The following is a 17057-nucleotide window of genomic DNA, read 5'->3' as shown; positions in this document are numbered from 1 at the left end:
AGCCAATTTTCAAGAGATTAGTTAAATTCAATTGCATCAATTTTACGAAAATCAACAACTAAAATTTCACCATTGTTTTTTGAGAAATAAGCTAGACCAGTGAAAGGGTTAAACGTAGCAAAAGAATCAACAGATTCCTCTCTACCGTTAATAAAAACATCTTCTACATCAGTACCAGGATTTAAAGTAGAAAGTAAGTGGAAGATTCCTCCCTTATGATCTTCTTTTTTATTCATACACATAATATCACCTCCTTATAAGCAGGACTTACTCTATAATATTTATTAGTTTTATATTGACTTGGACGAACTACTTGCGAATTGAATATTTTTGTTTAAAAATAATAAAGGATTCTATAAGATTTTCCATTTTTGATTTCAGATAAATACCTTTATATTGCATACATAAAAATAAGTCATCTTTTTTAGATAGTATGTTAATAAATATCGATATTGAAATTGAACCTTTAAGTTGAGCAAGGAGTTAGTTCTTAAAGATTAGTTGAAATCGATTAAGTCAATTAAGTCAATTCGACAACTGTCAATCACTTTGGATACCTGGATTTATATTAGAAAGTAATAGAAAAGTTCCACCTCTATTTTCTACATGTCTAACCTCATCTTTTATTACATTCATAATTTATACTATTAATTAGTTTTCAATTGCATTGGACGAACTTCTTGGGGATTCCATTTTTTTAGTTAAATTTATATACTTCCTAATAAGATGACTTCACTTTCGAACTTTGAATGTGGAGTCGTCTTTTTTAAGATGAACTTCCATAATACAAAATGATCGTTTTTACAAAATAATCGTTTTTACAAAATAACATTTCATTTTTATTATTTCCCTTTTCTGAAATTGTGCATCTTCTGTGCTGGTTGCTTATACACGAATGTCTTAGACAACATATTTTAAGAGAGAAATGTGAAAACAAATGAAAAGAATGAATGGAGGAAATGTTGTGAGTGAACAAAATGGTATGAGTAGTGATGATTGTCCTATTGTTAATCCTTGTCCTGTAGAAGCTAATACATTGATACCTTTGTCAGATGAACCTTCGAAACCTTGTGTAATTCCGGAAAATTTTAGACCAATTATTAAAGTTCCAGCTGTATTAGCAGAAACAACTCTTCAAATCGTTGTAGAATCAAATATTCCACTTAATCCACCAGCAGTTGAAATTAAACGAGTGTTAAAAGATGTATTTTTAACCCAATGTAAACTAGTTCCAGTAAAATTTTGTGATGAAATATGCCCAGGTGTACGAACAGTAACAAGAGGGAAATTATTCATCCAAGGATTTATCCGCAAAGATATTGAATATGCTACAGCGAATTGTAATGGAGTAATACGTGATCGAATTGCTACTGTTCCGTTTTCTGGTTTTGCAGATTTAAAAGGGGACGTTAATGAGGGTGGGGATTTTATTCTTTTCCCAGTAATTGGTCAATCTTCCGAAAGCAAATCTCGATTTATAAATCCTAAAAACGGAGATATCCCTCGCCAAGATAAATACTTCTTTGAAAATAGTGCTTTTTATAATGAACAACCATATTGCGAGTTAATAAGTGCAAATTTCTTCGAACTTGATTTTACACCGTGTCCAGTAGAAGCGGATGAAACATTCGATTGTTTACGCGAGAAAATTGTAGTTGACCTTACGCTAAAGGTTTTGCAAGTACGACAAGTAAGAGTGGAATCTCTAGGCGATTGTTAAAAATTTCTCCTAGGCAAGAAACAAGTATGCTGAAAATGTGTAAGGGGAATCTTTATAAATATCAAAAACCGTTGGCGAAATCAACGCCAACGGTTTTATTAATAGAAATAAAGAAAGAGTTGTTATCAAATTAGGCAAGCATCCCTAGAGTAGAAATTTGCTAAAAAACCAAATAATTGTTTATGTACCTATTATATAAGCTCAATTCTACTGCTCTATACGACATATATTAAGATATAAGTCGAACGAAAGATAATAAAAGGTGCTTAATACGATAAAAAGAAGTTTAGGCATAACAATAAAAAAATTCATATATTCTTTGAAGTGTGAATCTTCGTTACAAAAAAATTACTAAATGGCAATCAAAAGATAATTGGTAAGTGAAAGGAGGTGATTTTGATGACACAACAAAACGATCCATGTAATGATAATTGTCCAATTGCGATGCCATGTCCAGTAGAGGCAAAGACATTGTCACCTTTTAAAGATGAACCGGTTGAGCCATGTGTACTTCCCCAAGGGTTTAGACCAATTATTAAAGTCCCAGCAGTATTAGCTGAGACTACAGTTCAAGTCGTCGTTGAAGCATGTATTCCGCTAACACCACCAGCTAGCGAGATTAAGAGAGTGTTAAAAGATGTATTTATTACTCAATGTAAACTTGTTCCTGTAAAATTTTGCGATGATACATGCCCAGGTGTTCGTACTGTAACAAGAGGGAAATTATTTATAGAAGGATTTATTCGCAAGGATATTGAATATGCTACATCAAATTGTAATGGATTTATTCGTGATCGAATTGCCACTGTTCCATTCTGTGGATTTGCGGATCTAAAGGGTGACGTCCAACAGGGTGGAGATTTTATACTTTTCCCTATTTTAGGCGAATCTTCTGAAAGTAAATCTCGATTTATTGATCCGAAACACGGTGAAACTCCGCGTCTAGATAAATACTTCTTTGAAAATAGCGTTTTTTACAACGAGCAACCTTATTGCGAATTAATTAGTGCAGATTTCTTTGAAATAGATTTTTCCCCATGTCCATTAGAATTTGGAGAAACAATAAAAGAATTGCGAGAAAAGCTTGTAGTCGATATTACGCTAAAATTACTTCAAATAAGACAAGTGAGAGTTCCTTCTTTAGGCTGCTAGATTTTAACTTGTTTAAAAAGGGTACCTCCAGCACTACGAATTTCGCAATGTTGGAGATACCTCTCATATGTTATCATTATAAAAATAGTATTCTAGTTAAACCTATATTTGCCATGTAATTGAAGTAAATAATATAAAAACAAATCATTAAAAACATAATAGAAAATAAAAAGCGCTTGGATTTTGCCAAGCGCTTTTATATTTTATAGGGAAAATTCATGTTTTACCAGAATTTATATCCGATCGATCCAGGTGGAGCATTTTGAATCATATCAATAAATGGTACTGTGTAAGCAAATAAAATGAGTACAATACAAATCGTTAACCAGATTTTCCAGTTCTCGAATACCATTGGTGTTTTCTCTGCGTGCTCAGAAACTTCTCCGATCGGGAATTCTTCATCCCCTTTAGGAGCAAACCATAATAAGTTTGCGATGATATAAAGTGCCAAAATGATTCCGATAAAAAGAATTGTACCGCCAATTGCTTGTGCAAGTTGGTAAGGAATCCATTCCGCTGCTTGTGCAGAACCACCGTAAGTTGAAAAATCTGAACGGCGTGGTGCTCCAAACAATCCAACAATATGCATTGCAGTTGACATGATAGACATACCTACTGACCATACAATTGCTTGAATAATTGCAAGACGATTCATTTCCTTTGTTAATACTCTCCCTGTCAGATGGGGGACTAACCAATAAGCAGCTCCAAAGAATGTAAGTAATACAGATGTTGCCACCGTTAAGTGGAAGTGTCCTGTTACCCAAATCGTATTATGAATTACTTGATTCATTTGGTGGGAAGCATTAATAATACCGCCAGCACCAGCAGGGATAAATGCGACCATTCCGATGAAGGGAACTACAAAACGAGCATCATTCCATGGTAATTTTTTTAACCATCCAAAGATTCCTTTTCCACCTAACATTCGACCGCGGATTTCAAACGTTGCAAATAATGAGAAAGCAGTCAAAAGAGAAGGAATAACTACCATTAAAGTTAATACTACTTGCAAAAACTTCCAAAAAGAACTGATACCTGGTTCAGTTAATTGATGGTGAAAACCAACAGGAATAGAAAATAATAAAAATAATACAAATGATAATCTTGCAAGAGAATCAGAGAAAATCTTGCCGCCAATTATCTTAGGAATAACTACATACCAAACCATATATGCTGGTAATAACCAGAAGTAAACAAGAGGGTGACCAAAATACCAAAACAATGTTCGTGAAATTAATACATCTACTTTATCTACCCATCCTAATGACCAAGGTAATAATTGGAAAAGAACTGAAGTTGCAACACCTAAAGAAGCAATGATCCATAATGCTAGATTAATAACAACCATGAATGTTATTAATGGACTTGGTTTTCCAGGATTTGCTTTGCGCCATTCGATGTACTTTAGTATTTGGCCAGCTCCTCCAATCCAAGATCCAACTATAACAAAAGTTAGTCCTAAATAGAAAATCCAATGAGCTTGAAGTGGTGCATAAAATGTATAGAGTACAGAAGCTTCATTGAGCAATACCATAGTAGCTGCCATAACAACTCCAACAGTCATAACCCAAAAACCAATCCAACCTAGAAGACGTTGTTTAGAAGTTAATGTACCAGCAGTTCTACTAACTGCCGCAATTTGAAAACCGAAAATAAAATATGTTGTTAAAATAAGTCCTAGTAATACACCATGTACTGTTAATATTTGATAATAGCCAATTCCCCAAGGGAGTGTAAAATGACCAGACCTAACTAGCGTTTGTAATAATCCACATAGTCCGCCTATAAATAAAGAGATAAATGCAACATAAATATGTGCCAGTGCTAATTTGCCATCTCTCTTATCTACTTTTACTAAATCTTTTGCTTTTTCCGTAATTGTTGTCATATTACTCAACCACCTTTAGCATGGATGTCATAGTAGAATGACCAATTCCACAATACTCATTACATAAAATTAAATATTCGCCTGACTTATCAACTGTTGTTACAAATTCCGAAACATATCCTGGTTCAAGCATCATATTAATATTCGTTCCAGCAACTTGGAATCCATGTACTACATCCTTTGTAGTAGCAATGAATTTAACTTTTGCATCGAGTGGAACTTCAATTTCTGGTGGGTTATAGTAGAACGCTGATGCAACGAATACTACTTCATAGTCCCAATCCTTTCCTTCCACTTTGTGAACACCTGGATTATTGAATGGTGCAATTTCATCAACTCGCTCAGGATCGATGTATACTTTTGCACTCGGTGGGTGGGAACCATAGTGGAAAGCACTAAAACCAACAATTACTAAAAATAATACGAGTGATCCAACTCCAAATGTTAACCACCATTTTTCGTACTTATGCATATGCATAGCCTTTGACCTCCAATAAATTAAAATCGCTCAATAAACAAGTAAAATGCCATAAACCAAGTGACTAAAATGAATACACCTACAAATCCAACAGAATACAATGTGCCTTTCAAATTTAGTTCTTTTTCTTTCTTATTCGACATCTTCGTTACACCTCCAGTAAAAGATGTTCTTGTATGCTTTTAATAATAAATAGATTAGTAGCCCAAAGATGTGATAAAAATCACACTAGAAAGGGTATAATGTGAAATTAATGTGAAACAATTAATTATTACTTTTAGATAAAATAAAAAAGGAACTTTCTTTAGTAGAAAGTTCCCTTTAGGTTGTTTACAAAATCATAGTTCAGAGGTGGTAGCCCCATATAGTCTACCTATTATTCATCAATGGTTAATATTACTGTTAATTCTCCAACACCAGATATTTCGACAGGTAATTTGAACGCATGCTGAAATCCAAATAATCTTGTTGTACCAACGATAACAGTTGGCGGGGTAATATCAATTTCTACACCGTTTCCAGCTACGGATGTACATAAATTCCCTGCAATCATATTTCCAAGTTCTCCAGTAAATGATTCGAGCATTTCACCCTCTAAGGGCATACCAAACATTGTTGCTCCTATCGATGAAAAACAATCGGAAGTGGAATCTACGATTATACGTCCTTTAATATCTCCAATAATTCCTATTAGTACGCCCATTTCTTTTTGCTCAAACGGTTGCACCATTAAAGAAGGGGATTTAATATCCATTGTAAGAGGGATGACAGATTTTAACGATTGAATAGTTCCATTTAATATGGTTTGTATGTGTTTTGATGCACTCATTACGTTCCCTCCATGTAGTAAATATGACTTAATAGTAGCATGAAAAAATGAATAGTTGAATAGTAAATGTAGAAAATGTCGAAATGTTGTGCTAGTATTTGAATGAGAATGAATTTCAAATTCACCTGAGAGGACGATTTGTATGATAACTTTTTTTATAGGATCTACAATTCTACTATATAGCGGGGTTACTGCTTTTGTTTTACGCTCAACATCTCCGCAAGCTAAATAATATTGGTCTAATAGATGACTCCACTTGTTTTTTTTATAGAAAAGACAAGTAGAGTCATTTTTTTGTTTCAAAACATCACAATTCAGATAGGATACATAGGAAAGTTTTGTCATAAAATGTCGTAATATTCTTTGGGGTGTGCAAGTGAAAATATTAACAAAAAACACTCATTTTAAACCAAATGAGTGAGTAATGTATATACAGTTATTCTTTAGGATTTATTATTGCCAACATCTGATGATCTTCCCAACGACCGTTAATCTTAATATTTTTCTTAGCTATTCCTTCTTTAAGAAAACCAGCTTTCTCTAAAACTTTTATGGAACCAATGTTATGTGGCATAACTCCAGCTTCAATTCTATGTAAATGGAGGATTTCAAAAGCATAGTTGACAATTAGTTTAGTTGCTTCGGTAGTATAACCTTTTCCATTGTGCTCTTGATCTAAATGGTAGCCTACCATTGCACTATGACGAGGGCCGCGAGCAACATGGAATAGGCTGATGCTACCAATAAGTGAATTATCGTCCGATTTATAAATACCAAATTGGTATTCAGTATCTTGTTTTGCATTTTGCTCCCATTTTTCTATTAATTCTTTCTGTGTTTCTATAGTCCAGTAATTAGTAGGACGATTGATTGAGTATTTCTCAAAAAAAGATTGATTTTTCTTAAGTAAATCTAGTAGTTCATTCGCATCCGAGATTTTAAGTTGTCTTAAATATATATTCTTACTTTTTAACATCTAATCTTCCTTTCTGAAATAATAGATTCATTATAACAGAAAGTAAATAGCCTGATAATTGGCTCTATTGAGAAAGAGCACAGAGTAGAACAGTTTGTATTTTTTTTCGAATGATGAATATTTTTCTAGAATTAAGATAATATTAACTGTAGTAAATGCGGAGTGGAGGGATTAGAATGAAGCATAAAAGACATATTCTAGCGCTAATGTCTGTTATTTTATCAGCAGGCTTTTTGTTCGGCTGTAACGGTGTTGATGAAGATGAGCCAGATCCAACTGAAGAACCTTCAGAGCAGCAAAAAGATAATAATCAATAAATCCGTTAATGGAAACGGACACCTAAGTATGCGGACATCGTTCAAATTAGAGCGGTGTTTTTTTATTTGTAAATAAGATGTGAATCCTTGCCCTGTAGAAAAAATGTGTTCGGATAAATAAATTTATGACCAGAAAAAATCCACATAGAAAGTTTGATGACCGGAAAGTATTTTTCACTAAATTCATCTTTCATCAAATTTGATTTAATAACTTGTTTAATGATTTTTAATAAATGTTGTATTAGTAATTATGGCTATCTATAATAAGGATAACTTGAAAAGTATATTGTCGAAATAAAAAGGAGCTACTTTTTTTAAATGGAGAATTCAGAGAAATTACAAATAATCAAAGAAAAAAACGCACTACTTGCAACATTGTTTCATCACAATAAAGATGAAGAGCGTTTTGCAAAAGCAAAATTATTTGCAGAAAAACTTGAAAAAGGTACTTTTACAATTGCGTTTGCAGGCCATTTTTCGGCTGGAAAATCTAGTATGATCAATGCACTCGTAGATGAGCAACTACTGCCAACAAGCCCGATCCCAACGTCTGCGAACATTGTAACTGTAAAAAAGACAAATGAAAATTATGCACTTGTACATTTTATAGATAGACCTCCAGTAAAATTTTCTGGTGCATACGATATTCAACTTGTGAAGAAATATTCGAAGGATGGAAGCAAAGTCTCTCAAATCGAAATAGGGCATTCCACTTCTAGCTTACCAGAAGGAATTACTGTAATGGATACTCCTGGAGTTGATTCCACAGATGATGCACATAGAATATCAACCGAATCGGCTCTGCATTTAGCTGATATAGTGTTTTATGTAATGGATTATAATCACGTGCAATCTGAACTTAATTTTCAATTTACAAAACAATTACTTCATTATAATGAGAATGTTTATTTAATTGTTAACCAAGTAGATAAACACCGAGAGGAAGAGCTATCATTTGATGCTTTTAAACAATCTGTTGCAAGTGCATTTAAAGCATGGGCTGTAGAGCCGAAAGATATTTTCTTTACTTCATTAAAAGACAAAAATTTCATACATAACGATTTCTCGAAAGTGCAGCAAATTGTATTACACTCAATCCAACATAAGGAAGCCTATTTTCTTACATCAGTAAGTGCAACACTTGAAAAGCTAATAGATGAACATAAACAATATTTGGGAGATGAAAAGGCTGCTTGTTTAGAGACGTTTGAAAGTCACCTTTCGGAAGAGGAATGGAACAACAAAGAAGATATCAAGGAACAATTACAGCTATCTCAAAAACAAGAAGAGCTTCAAGATGTAGCAGTATGGAAAAAAACGTTTGAAGAAAATAGGAAGACTATTTTAGAAAATGCTACGATTATGCCTTATGCAATGAGAGATGCATTAAAATTATACGCAGAAGGTATGCAAAACTCTTTTAAGGTAGGCTTTATAGGTAGTAAAAAGAAAACGGAAGAAGAAAGAAGAAAAAGATTACAAGATGCATTGCAATTATTAGAAAAAGTAATATCTACAAATATTACCGTGCATATTAAACAATTGATGAAAGGGATGCTAAAAGATGTTTCCCTTTTATCCATCGAAAAATCAACAGAAATTGATGAAAAAGAATTTGAAATTTTAGCTTCCCTTATTAGTGACACATTACATGATGGGGCTAGTACAACAGGGGATGCAATTCTTCATTATGCTAATCGAGTTCGAGATGCAGTCAACCGATTTTTCATTCGAGAAACAGATAGTTGGAAAGAACAAATCATTCGCGAAATGCATCAAAATCCAATAGAAGATACAGAAAGAGCAGCACAAAAAGCTCAATCTTTGAACGAGAAGATGTTAGCAATACAAGCTTTAGAAGAAATTGATACGAAGCTTGATGTAATTGAAAAAGTAGTAACTAATCCTCCATTAGATTATAGAAAAGAACGCGATCTATTGATGATCGAATGGGAAAATGATCGTAAAGAATTCCAAGATTCTATTACAGAATATGACCCTTCAATAGAAGAAAAAGAAGAAAAGCATATAGAAACTACTTTAGAGATAAAGACAGAAACGGAAGAACTTCTTCTTGGATCAGAAGAGGTGCTATTGCGAGCAAACAAAATAGCCGAAGTAATAAGCGAACTACCTGCATTTAAAGAGGCTGCAACTATTATGAAGAGAAAAGCACAGCGTGTAGTTAATCAGCAATTTACAATTGCTTTATTTGGCGCATTTAGCGCTGGAAAATCGAGTTTTTCAAATGCTTTAATGGGTGCAAATGTATTACCAGTTTCGCCAAATCCAACGACAGCTGCTATAAATAAAATTCATCCTGTGTCCGAAACACATCCACATAATACAGCAGATGTCACGTTCAAAACAAAAGAACAGTTGCTAGAGGATGTGGCATTTGCTTATAAGCAATTAGGAATAACTGTACAGACATTAGAAGAAGCATATGATCAAGCAAAAGATGTGATGAATCAATCTGTAACAGAAGAAGTGCATAAATCTTTTGTAACAGCTTTTTATAAAGGTTACCCAACTTATCAAACCCAATTAGGTAAAGTACTTCGTGTATCAGGAGAAGAGTTCGGCAAATACGTTGCAGAAGAATCTAGAAGTTGTTTTGTGGACTTCATTGATTTTTATTATGATTGTGAATTGACGCGTTTAGGAGTTACTTTAGTAGATACTCCAGGAGCAGATTCCATCAATGCTAGACATACTGGTGTTGCGTTTGATTATATTCGAAATGCAGATGCTGTACTTTTTGTTACCTATTATAATCATGCATTTGCAAAAGCAGACCGTGAGTTTCTAATTCAGCTCGGTCGTGTGAAAGATGCATTCGAACTCGATAAAATGTTCTTCGTTGTAAATGCCATTGATCTTGCTAATAATGAGGAAGAAGCAATTCTTGTAAAACAATATGTACAAGGTGAGCTACAACGATTTGGTATTAGATTTCCAAGAGTGTATGGTGTTTCGAGTTTACTTGCTTTAAAAGAAAAGGTAGAAAATGTAAAAGTTCATGATGGGATGGTTCAATTTGAAGAAGCATTCCACCGATTTTTAGAAAAAGATTTAAAACAGATTGCAGTCACTTCACTTGAAGAAGAATCTACTCGTCAGCAAACAAAATTGCTTTCTTTGATCGAACAAACGGAAGCTAATCTGGCGAGAAAAGAGGACCGTTTACAAGAATTGCGTGAGCAAGAGCAAAATATACGTAGACGATATTCAAGTTCGATGTCGTCCCTTATTGCTAAGGAAGGAAAACAAGAGCTAGAAACATTAATGTATTACGTTCTCCAACGTGTGTATTATCGATTTAACGAATTTTTTAAAGAGGCATATAATCCATCTTTATTTACGAGTAAATCGTCAAGTTCTGCATTAGAAATTGCATTAAAAGATTTGTTAAGCATGCTGAGATTTGATATAGAGCAAGAAATGCGCGTGACAAATTTCCGGGTATTGCAATTTATTCAAAAACAAATGAAACAGTTAGAAAAAGAAGAATTACGTATATTGAAGGATTGGAATCCGAGTTTTACCTTTACACCACATGAAAGTGAGAATAGAGGGTTATTGGAATTTGTCGGTCCATTTCAAGATAACGTGAAATACGAAAATGTTAAATCTTATTTTAAAAATACAAAATCATTTTTCGAGAAGAATGAAAAAGAAAAGCTTCGAGATGTATTAGCAGAACAAACAAAAGTAGAGGCAGAAGTTTACTTAACCAAAGAAAAAGAAAGGCTTTTTCAATGGGTGGAGCAGTATGCTGATGTGGAAACGGAATCTGTTCGATTAAAATGGTTAAAAGAATCTATTGCCCAAATTGATGCTGAACGTAAATTGCTTGAGCAAGAAGAAACCCTTGTAAAATGGAAAGAAATATATGCACGAATAGTATAAAAGGGGAGATAACAGGATGAACATGGTATTTATTGAATGTAAGGATATAGAAGGCAAAGAAGTTCGTTTTATTGATACCCGTTTTGATCTTGGAAATGCAAATGCTGGTCGAGAGATGTACAATGTTGAACATTTGGAAGGGGCGGTTTATTGGGATTTGGAAAAAGATTTGTCTGATATGAACAGTAAATATGGCCGTCATCCAATGATTTCAAAAGAAAAAATGACTGCACTTGTTCAACAAACTGGATTATCTATCGATGATTCAATTGTCATTTACGATCAAGGAGGTTCCCCTTTTGCTTTACGTGCTTATTTCTTATTGGAATGGGCAGGTTTTTCTAATATTCACGTACTTCGAGAAGGATTTGAAGAAGCAAAAAAGGTACTTCCATTATCAAAAGAAAAAACCAATTACAACATTTCAACTGTTAGCGCAAATTGGAAAGATGAATTATACGTGGATATAGAAACAGTTAAGAGAATTGTTGCTGGAGAAGTGGAGTCTCAACTCGTTGATGCAAGAGCAAACATCCGATACCGTGGTGAAGTAGAACCAATAGATGCAATAGCAGGTCATATTCCAACTGCTTTAAATTATGATTGGGAACAGCTTAAAAAGGACGGAAAGTTCTTAAAGCAAGAGTTGCTAATAGAAAGGCTAAATGGTTTAACTGATAAATCGAAACCAGTAACAGTATATTGTGGAAGTGGTGTAACAGCTGCACCACTATATGCAAGCTTGAAAGAAGCTGGTTATGAAAATGTTCAATTATATGTAGGTAGCTATAGCGATTGGATTCGAGAAAACGAAGTAGAAAAAGAGTAGTTTATAGCTATTCGGAAAATAGATTAAGCTTTTCAGTTTAAAAAACCGGCACTTTTTGTTCGATTTTGAACAAAAAGTGCCGGTTTTCTTACGACCATTATCTAAAACGTATTTTAATCCACACTCTACTTTTTTATTTCTAGAAAATCGTTGAAAAAGGTGACACTCCTGCGGGGAAAGCGTTAGTCGAAGACCCCACAGCGAAGCGAGGAGGCTGAGGCAACGCCCGCGGAAAGGGAGCCTTTTCAACGATTTTCTTATTAATTGGTCTATTGGACAATACCATCTGGCAAAGTCGAATTTTTGGAAAAACTGATCTATCTTATATAAAAACGGCTGTAGGCAATGCTTTTATTCTTCAATTATTCACGGAAAAGAAATTTTTTATTTATATAAGCACTATCTTTGTTGGTCACAACTTCTGCATAAGGGATACCAAAGAGGGTATATGCAATAACTACTGATGAAATCAGTTCGTCATCTTCTGCCTCAATGGAATCGATTTCGTACGAAACAATTAACATTTGATCGATAGAGCTTTTGATCGAATCGTTTGTCAAATTAAATACATAATTTGTAAGATCTATCTTATCTTTACTAACCTCAGTATTTGCTTCTAAAAAGTTTGGGGGCAAAAAGGCAGAAATACCAATAATAAGCATGATTAATTTGAAGATGGCACGTCTTATTTTAAAAGATATCATTCTCTTGTTTCTTCTATTCATTTAATACATCCCCAATTCCAATGAGAGTCTTCTTGACAAGTACGCAGTAAAATAGATTAATGTACTAATATATTATTCAACCTTTGCAAAATTAATCCGTCATTTTAGTCTAGTTATCAGTTTACTAATGAACAAAATGGATATAAATGCTAGCTTCGTCACCATCATAAATGGTTAAAATAAATTTCAAGAACGTTTCACGTTATTCAACTAGACCTAATGGTGCAAAACGGATGATAATAATATCTTTTTTTTCACTTTTCCGTTATAATTAATTGTCGTATGTAAGTATTTATTGTATAATAGGCGAATTGTATACGAATGAAATGAGGAATATTCATGAAAAAATCAATATATGGTCTTACAAGAGATCAGTTAATAGAGTGGCTATTAGAAAACGGTCAGAAAAAGTTCCGAGCTGAACAAGTATGGGACTGGTTATACATTAAAAGAGTGCAAAGCTTTTCTGATATGAAAAATGTAAGTAAAGATTGTATTCAGTTATTAGAGGATAATTTTGTTATTCAAACATTAAAAGAGTCCGTCAAACAAGAATCTGAAGATGGGACGATTAAGTTTTTATTTGAAATGGAAGATGGAAATTTAATTGAAACAGTATTAATGCGATTTAAATATGGTTTGTCTGTTTGTGTAACAACTCAAGTCGGATGTAATATTGGCTGTAGTTTCTGTGCAAGTGGTTTACTTAAGAAAAATCGTGACTTGGATGCAGGGGAAATAGTTGGTCAAATTATGAAAGTGCAAGAGCATTTAGATAATATGCAGAAAGACGAGCGTGTTAGTCACATTGTTGTTATGGGTATCGGTGAACCGTTTGATAACTATAAAAATTTAATGAACTTTTTACGTGTTGTAAACGATCAAAAAGGCCTTGCAATTGGTGCACGACATATTACTGTTTCTACAAGTGGTCTGGCGAAAAAAATTGTGGATTTTGCAAATGAAAATATTCAAGTAAATCTAGCTGTTTCATTGCATGCACCGAACGATGAACTTCGTACAAAAATCATGGTAATCAACAAAGCTTTCCCAATTGAAAAAGTGATGGAAGCAATTGATTATTATTTAGAGACGACAAATCGTCGAATTACATTTGAATATATTTTATTAAAAGATGTCAATGACCATGTAGAAGAAGCGCAGCAGTTAGCAAGACTATTAGAAAATAAACGTCATCTATCGTATGTCAACTTAATACCATACAATCCAGTAGACGAACATAGTCAATACCAACGTAGCTCACAAGAATCCATCGATGCTTTCTTCCAAGCATTAAAGAAAAAAGGGATCAACTGTGGGGTTCGATTAGAACAAGGTACAGATATTGACGCGGCATGTGGACAATTACGAAGCAAACAAATCAAAAAAGAAAAAGTATCTAAATAATATAAAAACGCATCGCCTATTTCGGCTGATGCGTTTTTTCGTTAGATTCTGTTGGACGTTCATCTATTGTGTGCTTATATGCATATCCTTTATTAATAGTGAAAAACGATAAACACATGATAAGAATAAAAATAAATCCTGTAAAAATTAATACTCCAGTCATTACTTTCCCTCCAAAAAAACATTGGTACCATTATCATAACACATTTTAGATTCAAATTTTAAACTGTCTCAATTACCGAAACAAACGTGAATGTTTAAACATTCACGTTTGTTTCGGTGCCAGGCACCTGTAATATTGTGTTCGTGATGAGGTAGTTACTGCCGTGTAGCTGTTTACATTGTTTTTTTATGTAGCTTGCTTTTTCGGAAAGCTCAAAAATGGTTTGTGCATTTTTGTTTAAAATTCCTGCAATTGATATAGTTAGTAGCGGAAACTGTTCTTCAATTCCATGTCGATTTTTAGAGATGATACATCCCTTTAGGAAGTCATGTGCATGATAAAAATGCTCAATAGATGTTTCAAATTGATAAATGATTTTCTTACATAATTCATTACTTTTGGATGACTCGACAATCATAATGAAATCGTCTCCGCCAATATGACCTACAAAAACATCTGTTGAAGAATATTCCTCTAATATTTCTGCAAGTTTCATAATAACTTTGTCTCCTTTTTCAAAGCCATACACATCATTATATGGTTTGAAATTATCTATATCGAGGTATAGTACGGTATAGTTATCAGGAGAATCGATACATTTTTGAAGCTGTTGTTCAATTATTATGTTACCAGGTAATTCAGAGAGTGGATTAAGATGCTTTGCATAGTCAATCTCAAGTTGCATACTTTTCTCAAGCAAATCTTTTACGGTTACAACTCCAAAATATTTGTTTTCTTTTGTAATAGTAATAAAATCATATAAATGAATAGGATCACGCTTCATCGCGATCTTTGCTACTTTATCAATTGGGGTTGCTGCATCTACTTTCATATAGTTTCGGCTCATAATAGCAGATACAGGTTTTTTATTGTACAAACTATATCCATAAGGCCCACTAAATTTTAAATGGAGCTTATTTCTCGTAATAACCCCAATTAATTTGTTACCGTCCTTAATACAAAATCCAGGTAACGAATCATCTGCTTCCATTAGCTTGCTCACTTTAGAGATGGGTGTATGACTAGCTATTGTTCGTAAAGGAGTAGCGATTTGTTCGATAGAAGTATCTGTTAATCGGGTTGAACTTATAATATTTCTTCTTTTATTTTCCAACTCAATACATATTTTTAGTTCCTCTCGAATTGAAAAAAGATGTTTCTCTGGTTTTTGAATATAGTAGCCTTGGCCATAGTGAACACCAAGATCTATTAATGTGATAAGTTCTTCCTTTGTCTCAATACCTTCTGCAATCATATGTATTTGTGAATAATGAGCAAACTCACTTAGACTCTTTACGAGTAACTGCTTCGTACGATCTTTATCGATATGCCTAATTAGCTTCATATCTAGTTTAATAAAATGCGGACGTACATCGGTGATAACATTCAAACCTGAGTAGCCAGATCCGACGTCATCAATTGCAATTTGATAAAATTGTTTTTTGTAATGATCAACAGTATTTATGAAATCCTTTAAATTATTTATAGCTTCTCTTTCTGTAATTTCAAAAACAATACAATCAGAATCCATATGAAAATTACTTAAAAATTCTTTTGTAAAACCTTGTTTAAATTTTGGATCATTCATAATGTTAGGATTAACATTTAAGAAAAGTTTTCCTTCTGCCTTTAAGAGATGCGCATATTTTAAAGCATTCCCTCTACATAAGTGTTCGAGTTCCCAAAGTTGACCACTCTCCATAGCATAATCGAATAATGTCTCAGGATTACGCAAAGCCGTATTTTCCGGTCCACGTGATAACGCTTCATATCCATAAACATCACCAGTTTGGAGTGAAATAATAGGTTGAAATACTGTTTGTATTGCCTTTTCCTCCAAAATGTAAGTAAATAATTCGCTATAATCATGATCTTCAATTGCCATTCCCCAAATCCCCCTAAAAAGAACGTAATGTACTACTCTATAGTATAAATACTAAATATCAATCTAATGTGAACGGATTGTAAAGGTTATATTTCTTAATAAATTTATTGAATATTAGGAAAAAGGATATGTAGACAACTTGTATTATCAATGGTAAATTGCAGTAGAGGTGATGAATCATGGCAATTAAAGCGGATAATATTTTTGTAAATTTACCAGTAAAAGATGTAAAAAATTCGATGGAATTTTTTTCTGCAATTGGCTTTGAATTTAACATGCAATTCTCGGACGAACAAACAGCATGTCTTTTAATAGGTGAAAACCTGTTTGCAATGATCATGACAGAAGAAAGATTTAAACAGTTCACTAAAAAAGAAATTCCTGACACTGCAACAAATGCTCAAGCAATTATGGCAATTGGTGTTCAGTCAAAAGATTTGGTTGACGAAATAGTTGATAAAGCATTAGCTAATGGAGCTTCGTTTTATAACGAGCCTCAAGATTTAGGTTTTATGTACAGTAGAAGTTTCCAAGATTTAGATAACCATTTATGGGAAGTTCTTTATATGGATTTGACAAATACAGATCAATAATGAAAATAGACTAGGGTATTACACTTACAATTCGAGTGTAATATCTTTTTTTATATAATAATTGAATCTATTATTTTCGAAAAATTGCTAATGTTATTGACTATCAATCAATTGCAGTGTAACATATCTTTTAATTCATACTTTAGCGAGTTGAATCGCTGATGTGAATGATTTAACTAG

At 33.3% G+C, this 17057-nt stretch carries 16 protein-coding genes; 7 read left to right on the top strand and 9 right to left on the bottom strand.

Going from position 1 to position 17057, the window contains the following annotated elements:
• Positions 1 to 17: 17 nt before the first annotated feature.
• Entirely contained in the window at positions 18 to 242 is a 225-nt protein-coding gene (locus FG384_RS10975) for a hypothetical protein (protein WP_142642642.1), read from the bottom strand.
• Positions 243 to 982: 740 nt separating this feature from the next.
• Here FG384_RS10975 and FG384_RS10970 point away from each other — a divergent pair.
• Both FG384_RS10970 and FG384_RS10965 read left to right on the top strand, forming a co-directional pair.
• On the top strand, positions 983 to 1720 hold the full coding sequence (locus FG384_RS10970; protein WP_142642705.1) for a CsxC family protein: 738 nt from the start codon (positions 983 to 985) through the stop codon (positions 1718 to 1720).
• 399 nt (positions 1721 to 2119) lie between these two features.
• Entirely contained in the window at positions 2120 to 2872 is a 753-nt protein-coding gene (locus FG384_RS10965) for a CsxC family protein (protein WP_142642641.1), read from the top strand.
• 223 nt (positions 2873 to 3095) lie between these two features.
• Here FG384_RS10965 and FG384_RS10960 read toward each other — a convergent pair whose 3' ends face one another.
• From FG384_RS10960 to FG384_RS10940, 5 genes are all read right to left on the bottom strand, one after another.
• The gene (locus FG384_RS10960) at positions 3096 to 4763 is read right to left on the bottom strand and encodes a b(o/a)3-type cytochrome-c oxidase subunit 1 (protein WP_142642640.1); all 1668 of its coding nucleotides are present in this window, start codon (positions 4761 to 4763) and stop codon (positions 3096 to 3098) included.
• Position 4764: 1 nt separating this feature from the next.
• Positions 4765 to 5241, bottom strand: coding sequence for a cytochrome c oxidase subunit II (locus FG384_RS10955; RefSeq protein ID WP_142642639.1), 477 nt, complete (start codon positions 5239 to 5241; stop codon positions 4765 to 4767).
• Positions 5242 to 5261: 20 nt separating this feature from the next.
• Entirely contained in the window at positions 5262 to 5384 is a 123-nt protein-coding gene (locus FG384_RS10950) for a cytochrome c oxidase subunit 2A (RefSeq protein ID WP_142642638.1), read from the bottom strand.
• A 233-nt stretch (positions 5385 to 5617) separates the two neighbouring features.
• Positions 5618 to 6070, bottom strand: a complete 453-nt coding sequence (locus FG384_RS10945) for a chemotaxis protein CheX (RefSeq protein ID WP_142642637.1) — start codon at positions 6068 to 6070, stop codon at positions 5618 to 5620.
• 436 nt (positions 6071 to 6506) lie between these two features.
• On the bottom strand, positions 6507 to 7046 hold the full coding sequence (locus tag FG384_RS10940) for a GNAT family N-acetyltransferase (RefSeq protein ID WP_142642636.1): 540 nt from the start codon (positions 7044 to 7046) through the stop codon (positions 6507 to 6509).
• A gap of 176 nt (positions 7047 to 7222) precedes the next feature.
• Here FG384_RS10940 and FG384_RS19805 point away from each other — a divergent pair, with 176 nt between their 5' ends.
• From FG384_RS19805 to FG384_RS10930, 3 genes are all read left to right on the top strand, one after another.
• On the top strand, positions 7223 to 7363 hold the full coding sequence (locus FG384_RS19805; protein WP_166462429.1) for a hypothetical protein: 141 nt from the start codon (positions 7223 to 7225) through the stop codon (positions 7361 to 7363).
• 318 nt (positions 7364 to 7681) lie between these two features.
• Positions 7682 to 11275 carry a dynamin family protein gene (locus FG384_RS10935; RefSeq protein WP_142642635.1) on the top strand — a complete coding sequence of 1198 codons (3594 nt, stop codon included), beginning with the start codon at positions 7682 to 7684 and terminating at the stop codon, positions 11273 to 11275.
• A 16-nt stretch (positions 11276 to 11291) separates the two neighbouring features.
• On the top strand, positions 11292 to 12104 hold the full coding sequence (locus FG384_RS10930; RefSeq protein WP_142642634.1) for a sulfurtransferase: 813 nt from the start codon (positions 11292 to 11294) through the stop codon (positions 12102 to 12104).
• A gap of 362 nt (positions 12105 to 12466) precedes the next feature.
• Here FG384_RS10930 and FG384_RS10925 read toward each other — a convergent pair whose 3' ends face one another.
• The gene (locus FG384_RS10925; protein ID WP_142642633.1) at positions 12467 to 12829 is read right to left on the bottom strand and encodes a hypothetical protein; all 363 of its coding nucleotides are present in this window, start codon (positions 12827 to 12829) and stop codon (positions 12467 to 12469) included.
• A gap of 339 nt (positions 12830 to 13168) precedes the next feature.
• Between FG384_RS10925 and rlmN the strand changes: the two genes are divergently transcribed.
• Complete coding sequence (gene rlmN, locus FG384_RS10920) at positions 13169 to 14236, top strand: dual-specificity RNA methyltransferase RlmN (RefSeq protein WP_142642632.1); 1068 nt, start codon at positions 13169 to 13171, stop codon at positions 14234 to 14236.
• Positions 14237 to 14252: 16 nt separating this feature from the next.
• Here the strand turns inward: rlmN and ytzI are convergent, their stop codons facing one another.
• Both ytzI and FG384_RS10910 read right to left on the bottom strand, forming a co-directional pair.
• On the bottom strand, positions 14253 to 14399 hold the full coding sequence (ytzI, locus tag FG384_RS10915; RefSeq protein ID WP_142642631.1) for a YtzI protein: 147 nt from the start codon (positions 14397 to 14399) through the stop codon (positions 14253 to 14255).
• A gap of 94 nt (positions 14400 to 14493) precedes the next feature.
• Positions 14494 to 16284 (bottom strand): GGDEF domain-containing protein, encoded by a 1791-nt coding sequence (locus tag FG384_RS10910; RefSeq protein ID WP_142642630.1) that lies wholly within the window; start codon positions 16282 to 16284, stop codon positions 14494 to 14496.
• Between the two features lie 179 nt (positions 16285 to 16463).
• Here FG384_RS10910 and FG384_RS10905 point away from each other — a divergent pair, with 179 nt between their 5' ends.
• Positions 16464 to 16877 carry a VOC family protein gene (locus tag FG384_RS10905; RefSeq protein ID WP_142642629.1) on the top strand — a complete coding sequence of 138 codons (414 nt, stop codon included), beginning with the start codon at positions 16464 to 16466 and terminating at the stop codon, positions 16875 to 16877.
• Positions 16878 to 17057 lie beyond the last annotated feature (180 nt).

It is taken from the genome of Psychrobacillus vulpis (assembly GCF_006861825.1).
GTDB classification, from domain to species: Bacteria; Bacillota; Bacilli; order Bacillales_A; family Planococcaceae; genus Psychrobacillus; species Psychrobacillus vulpis.
Note: the sequence above shows the minus strand (reverse complement) of the source record. Positions and strands in the feature narration are given on the sequence as shown.

Coding starts and splice junctions, on each gene's coding strand:
- FG384_RS10975 (WP_142642642.1), bottom strand. CDS start 242: ATGTGTATGAATAAAAAAGAAGATCATAAGGGAGGAATCTTCCACTTA.
- FG384_RS10970 (WP_142642705.1), top strand. CDS start 983: ATGAGTAGTGATGATTGTCCTATTGTTAATCCTTGTCCTGTAGAAGCT.
- FG384_RS10965 (WP_142642641.1), top strand. CDS start 2,120: ATGACACAACAAAACGATCCATGTAATGATAATTGTCCAATTGCGATG.
- FG384_RS10960 (WP_142642640.1), bottom strand. CDS start 4,763: ATGACAACAATTACGGAAAAAGCAAAAGATTTAGTAAAAGTAGATAAG.
- FG384_RS10955 (WP_142642639.1), bottom strand. CDS start 5,241: ATGCATATGCATAAGTACGAAAAATGGTGGTTAACATTTGGAGTTGGA.
- FG384_RS10950 (WP_142642638.1), bottom strand. CDS start 5,384: ATGTCGAATAAGAAAGAAAAAGAACTAAATTTGAAAGGCACATTGTAT.
- FG384_RS10945 (WP_142642637.1), bottom strand. CDS start 6,070: ATGAGTGCATCAAAACACATACAAACCATATTAAATGGAACTATTCAA.
- FG384_RS10940 (WP_142642636.1), bottom strand. CDS start 7,046: ATGTTAAAAAGTAAGAATATATATTTAAGACAACTTAAAATCTCGGAT.
- FG384_RS19805 (WP_166462429.1), top strand. CDS start 7,223: ATGAAGCATAAAAGACATATTCTAGCGCTAATGTCTGTTATTTTATCA.
- FG384_RS10935 (WP_142642635.1), top strand. CDS start 7,682: ATGGAGAATTCAGAGAAATTACAAATAATCAAAGAAAAAAACGCACTA.
- FG384_RS10930 (WP_142642634.1), top strand. CDS start 11,292: ATGAACATGGTATTTATTGAATGTAAGGATATAGAAGGCAAAGAAGTT.
- FG384_RS10925 (WP_142642633.1), bottom strand. CDS start 12,829: ATGAATAGAAGAAACAAGAGAATGATATCTTTTAAAATAAGACGTGCC.
- rlmN (WP_142642632.1), top strand. CDS start 13,169: ATGAAAAAATCAATATATGGTCTTACAAGAGATCAGTTAATAGAGTGG.
- ytzI (WP_142642631.1), bottom strand. CDS start 14,399: ATGACTGGAGTATTAATTTTTACAGGATTTATTTTTATTCTTATCATG.
- FG384_RS10910 (WP_142642630.1), bottom strand. CDS start 16,284: ATGGCAATTGAAGATCATGATTATAGCGAATTATTTACTTACATTTTG.
- FG384_RS10905 (WP_142642629.1), top strand. CDS start 16,464: ATGGCAATTAAAGCGGATAATATTTTTGTAAATTTACCAGTAAAAGAT.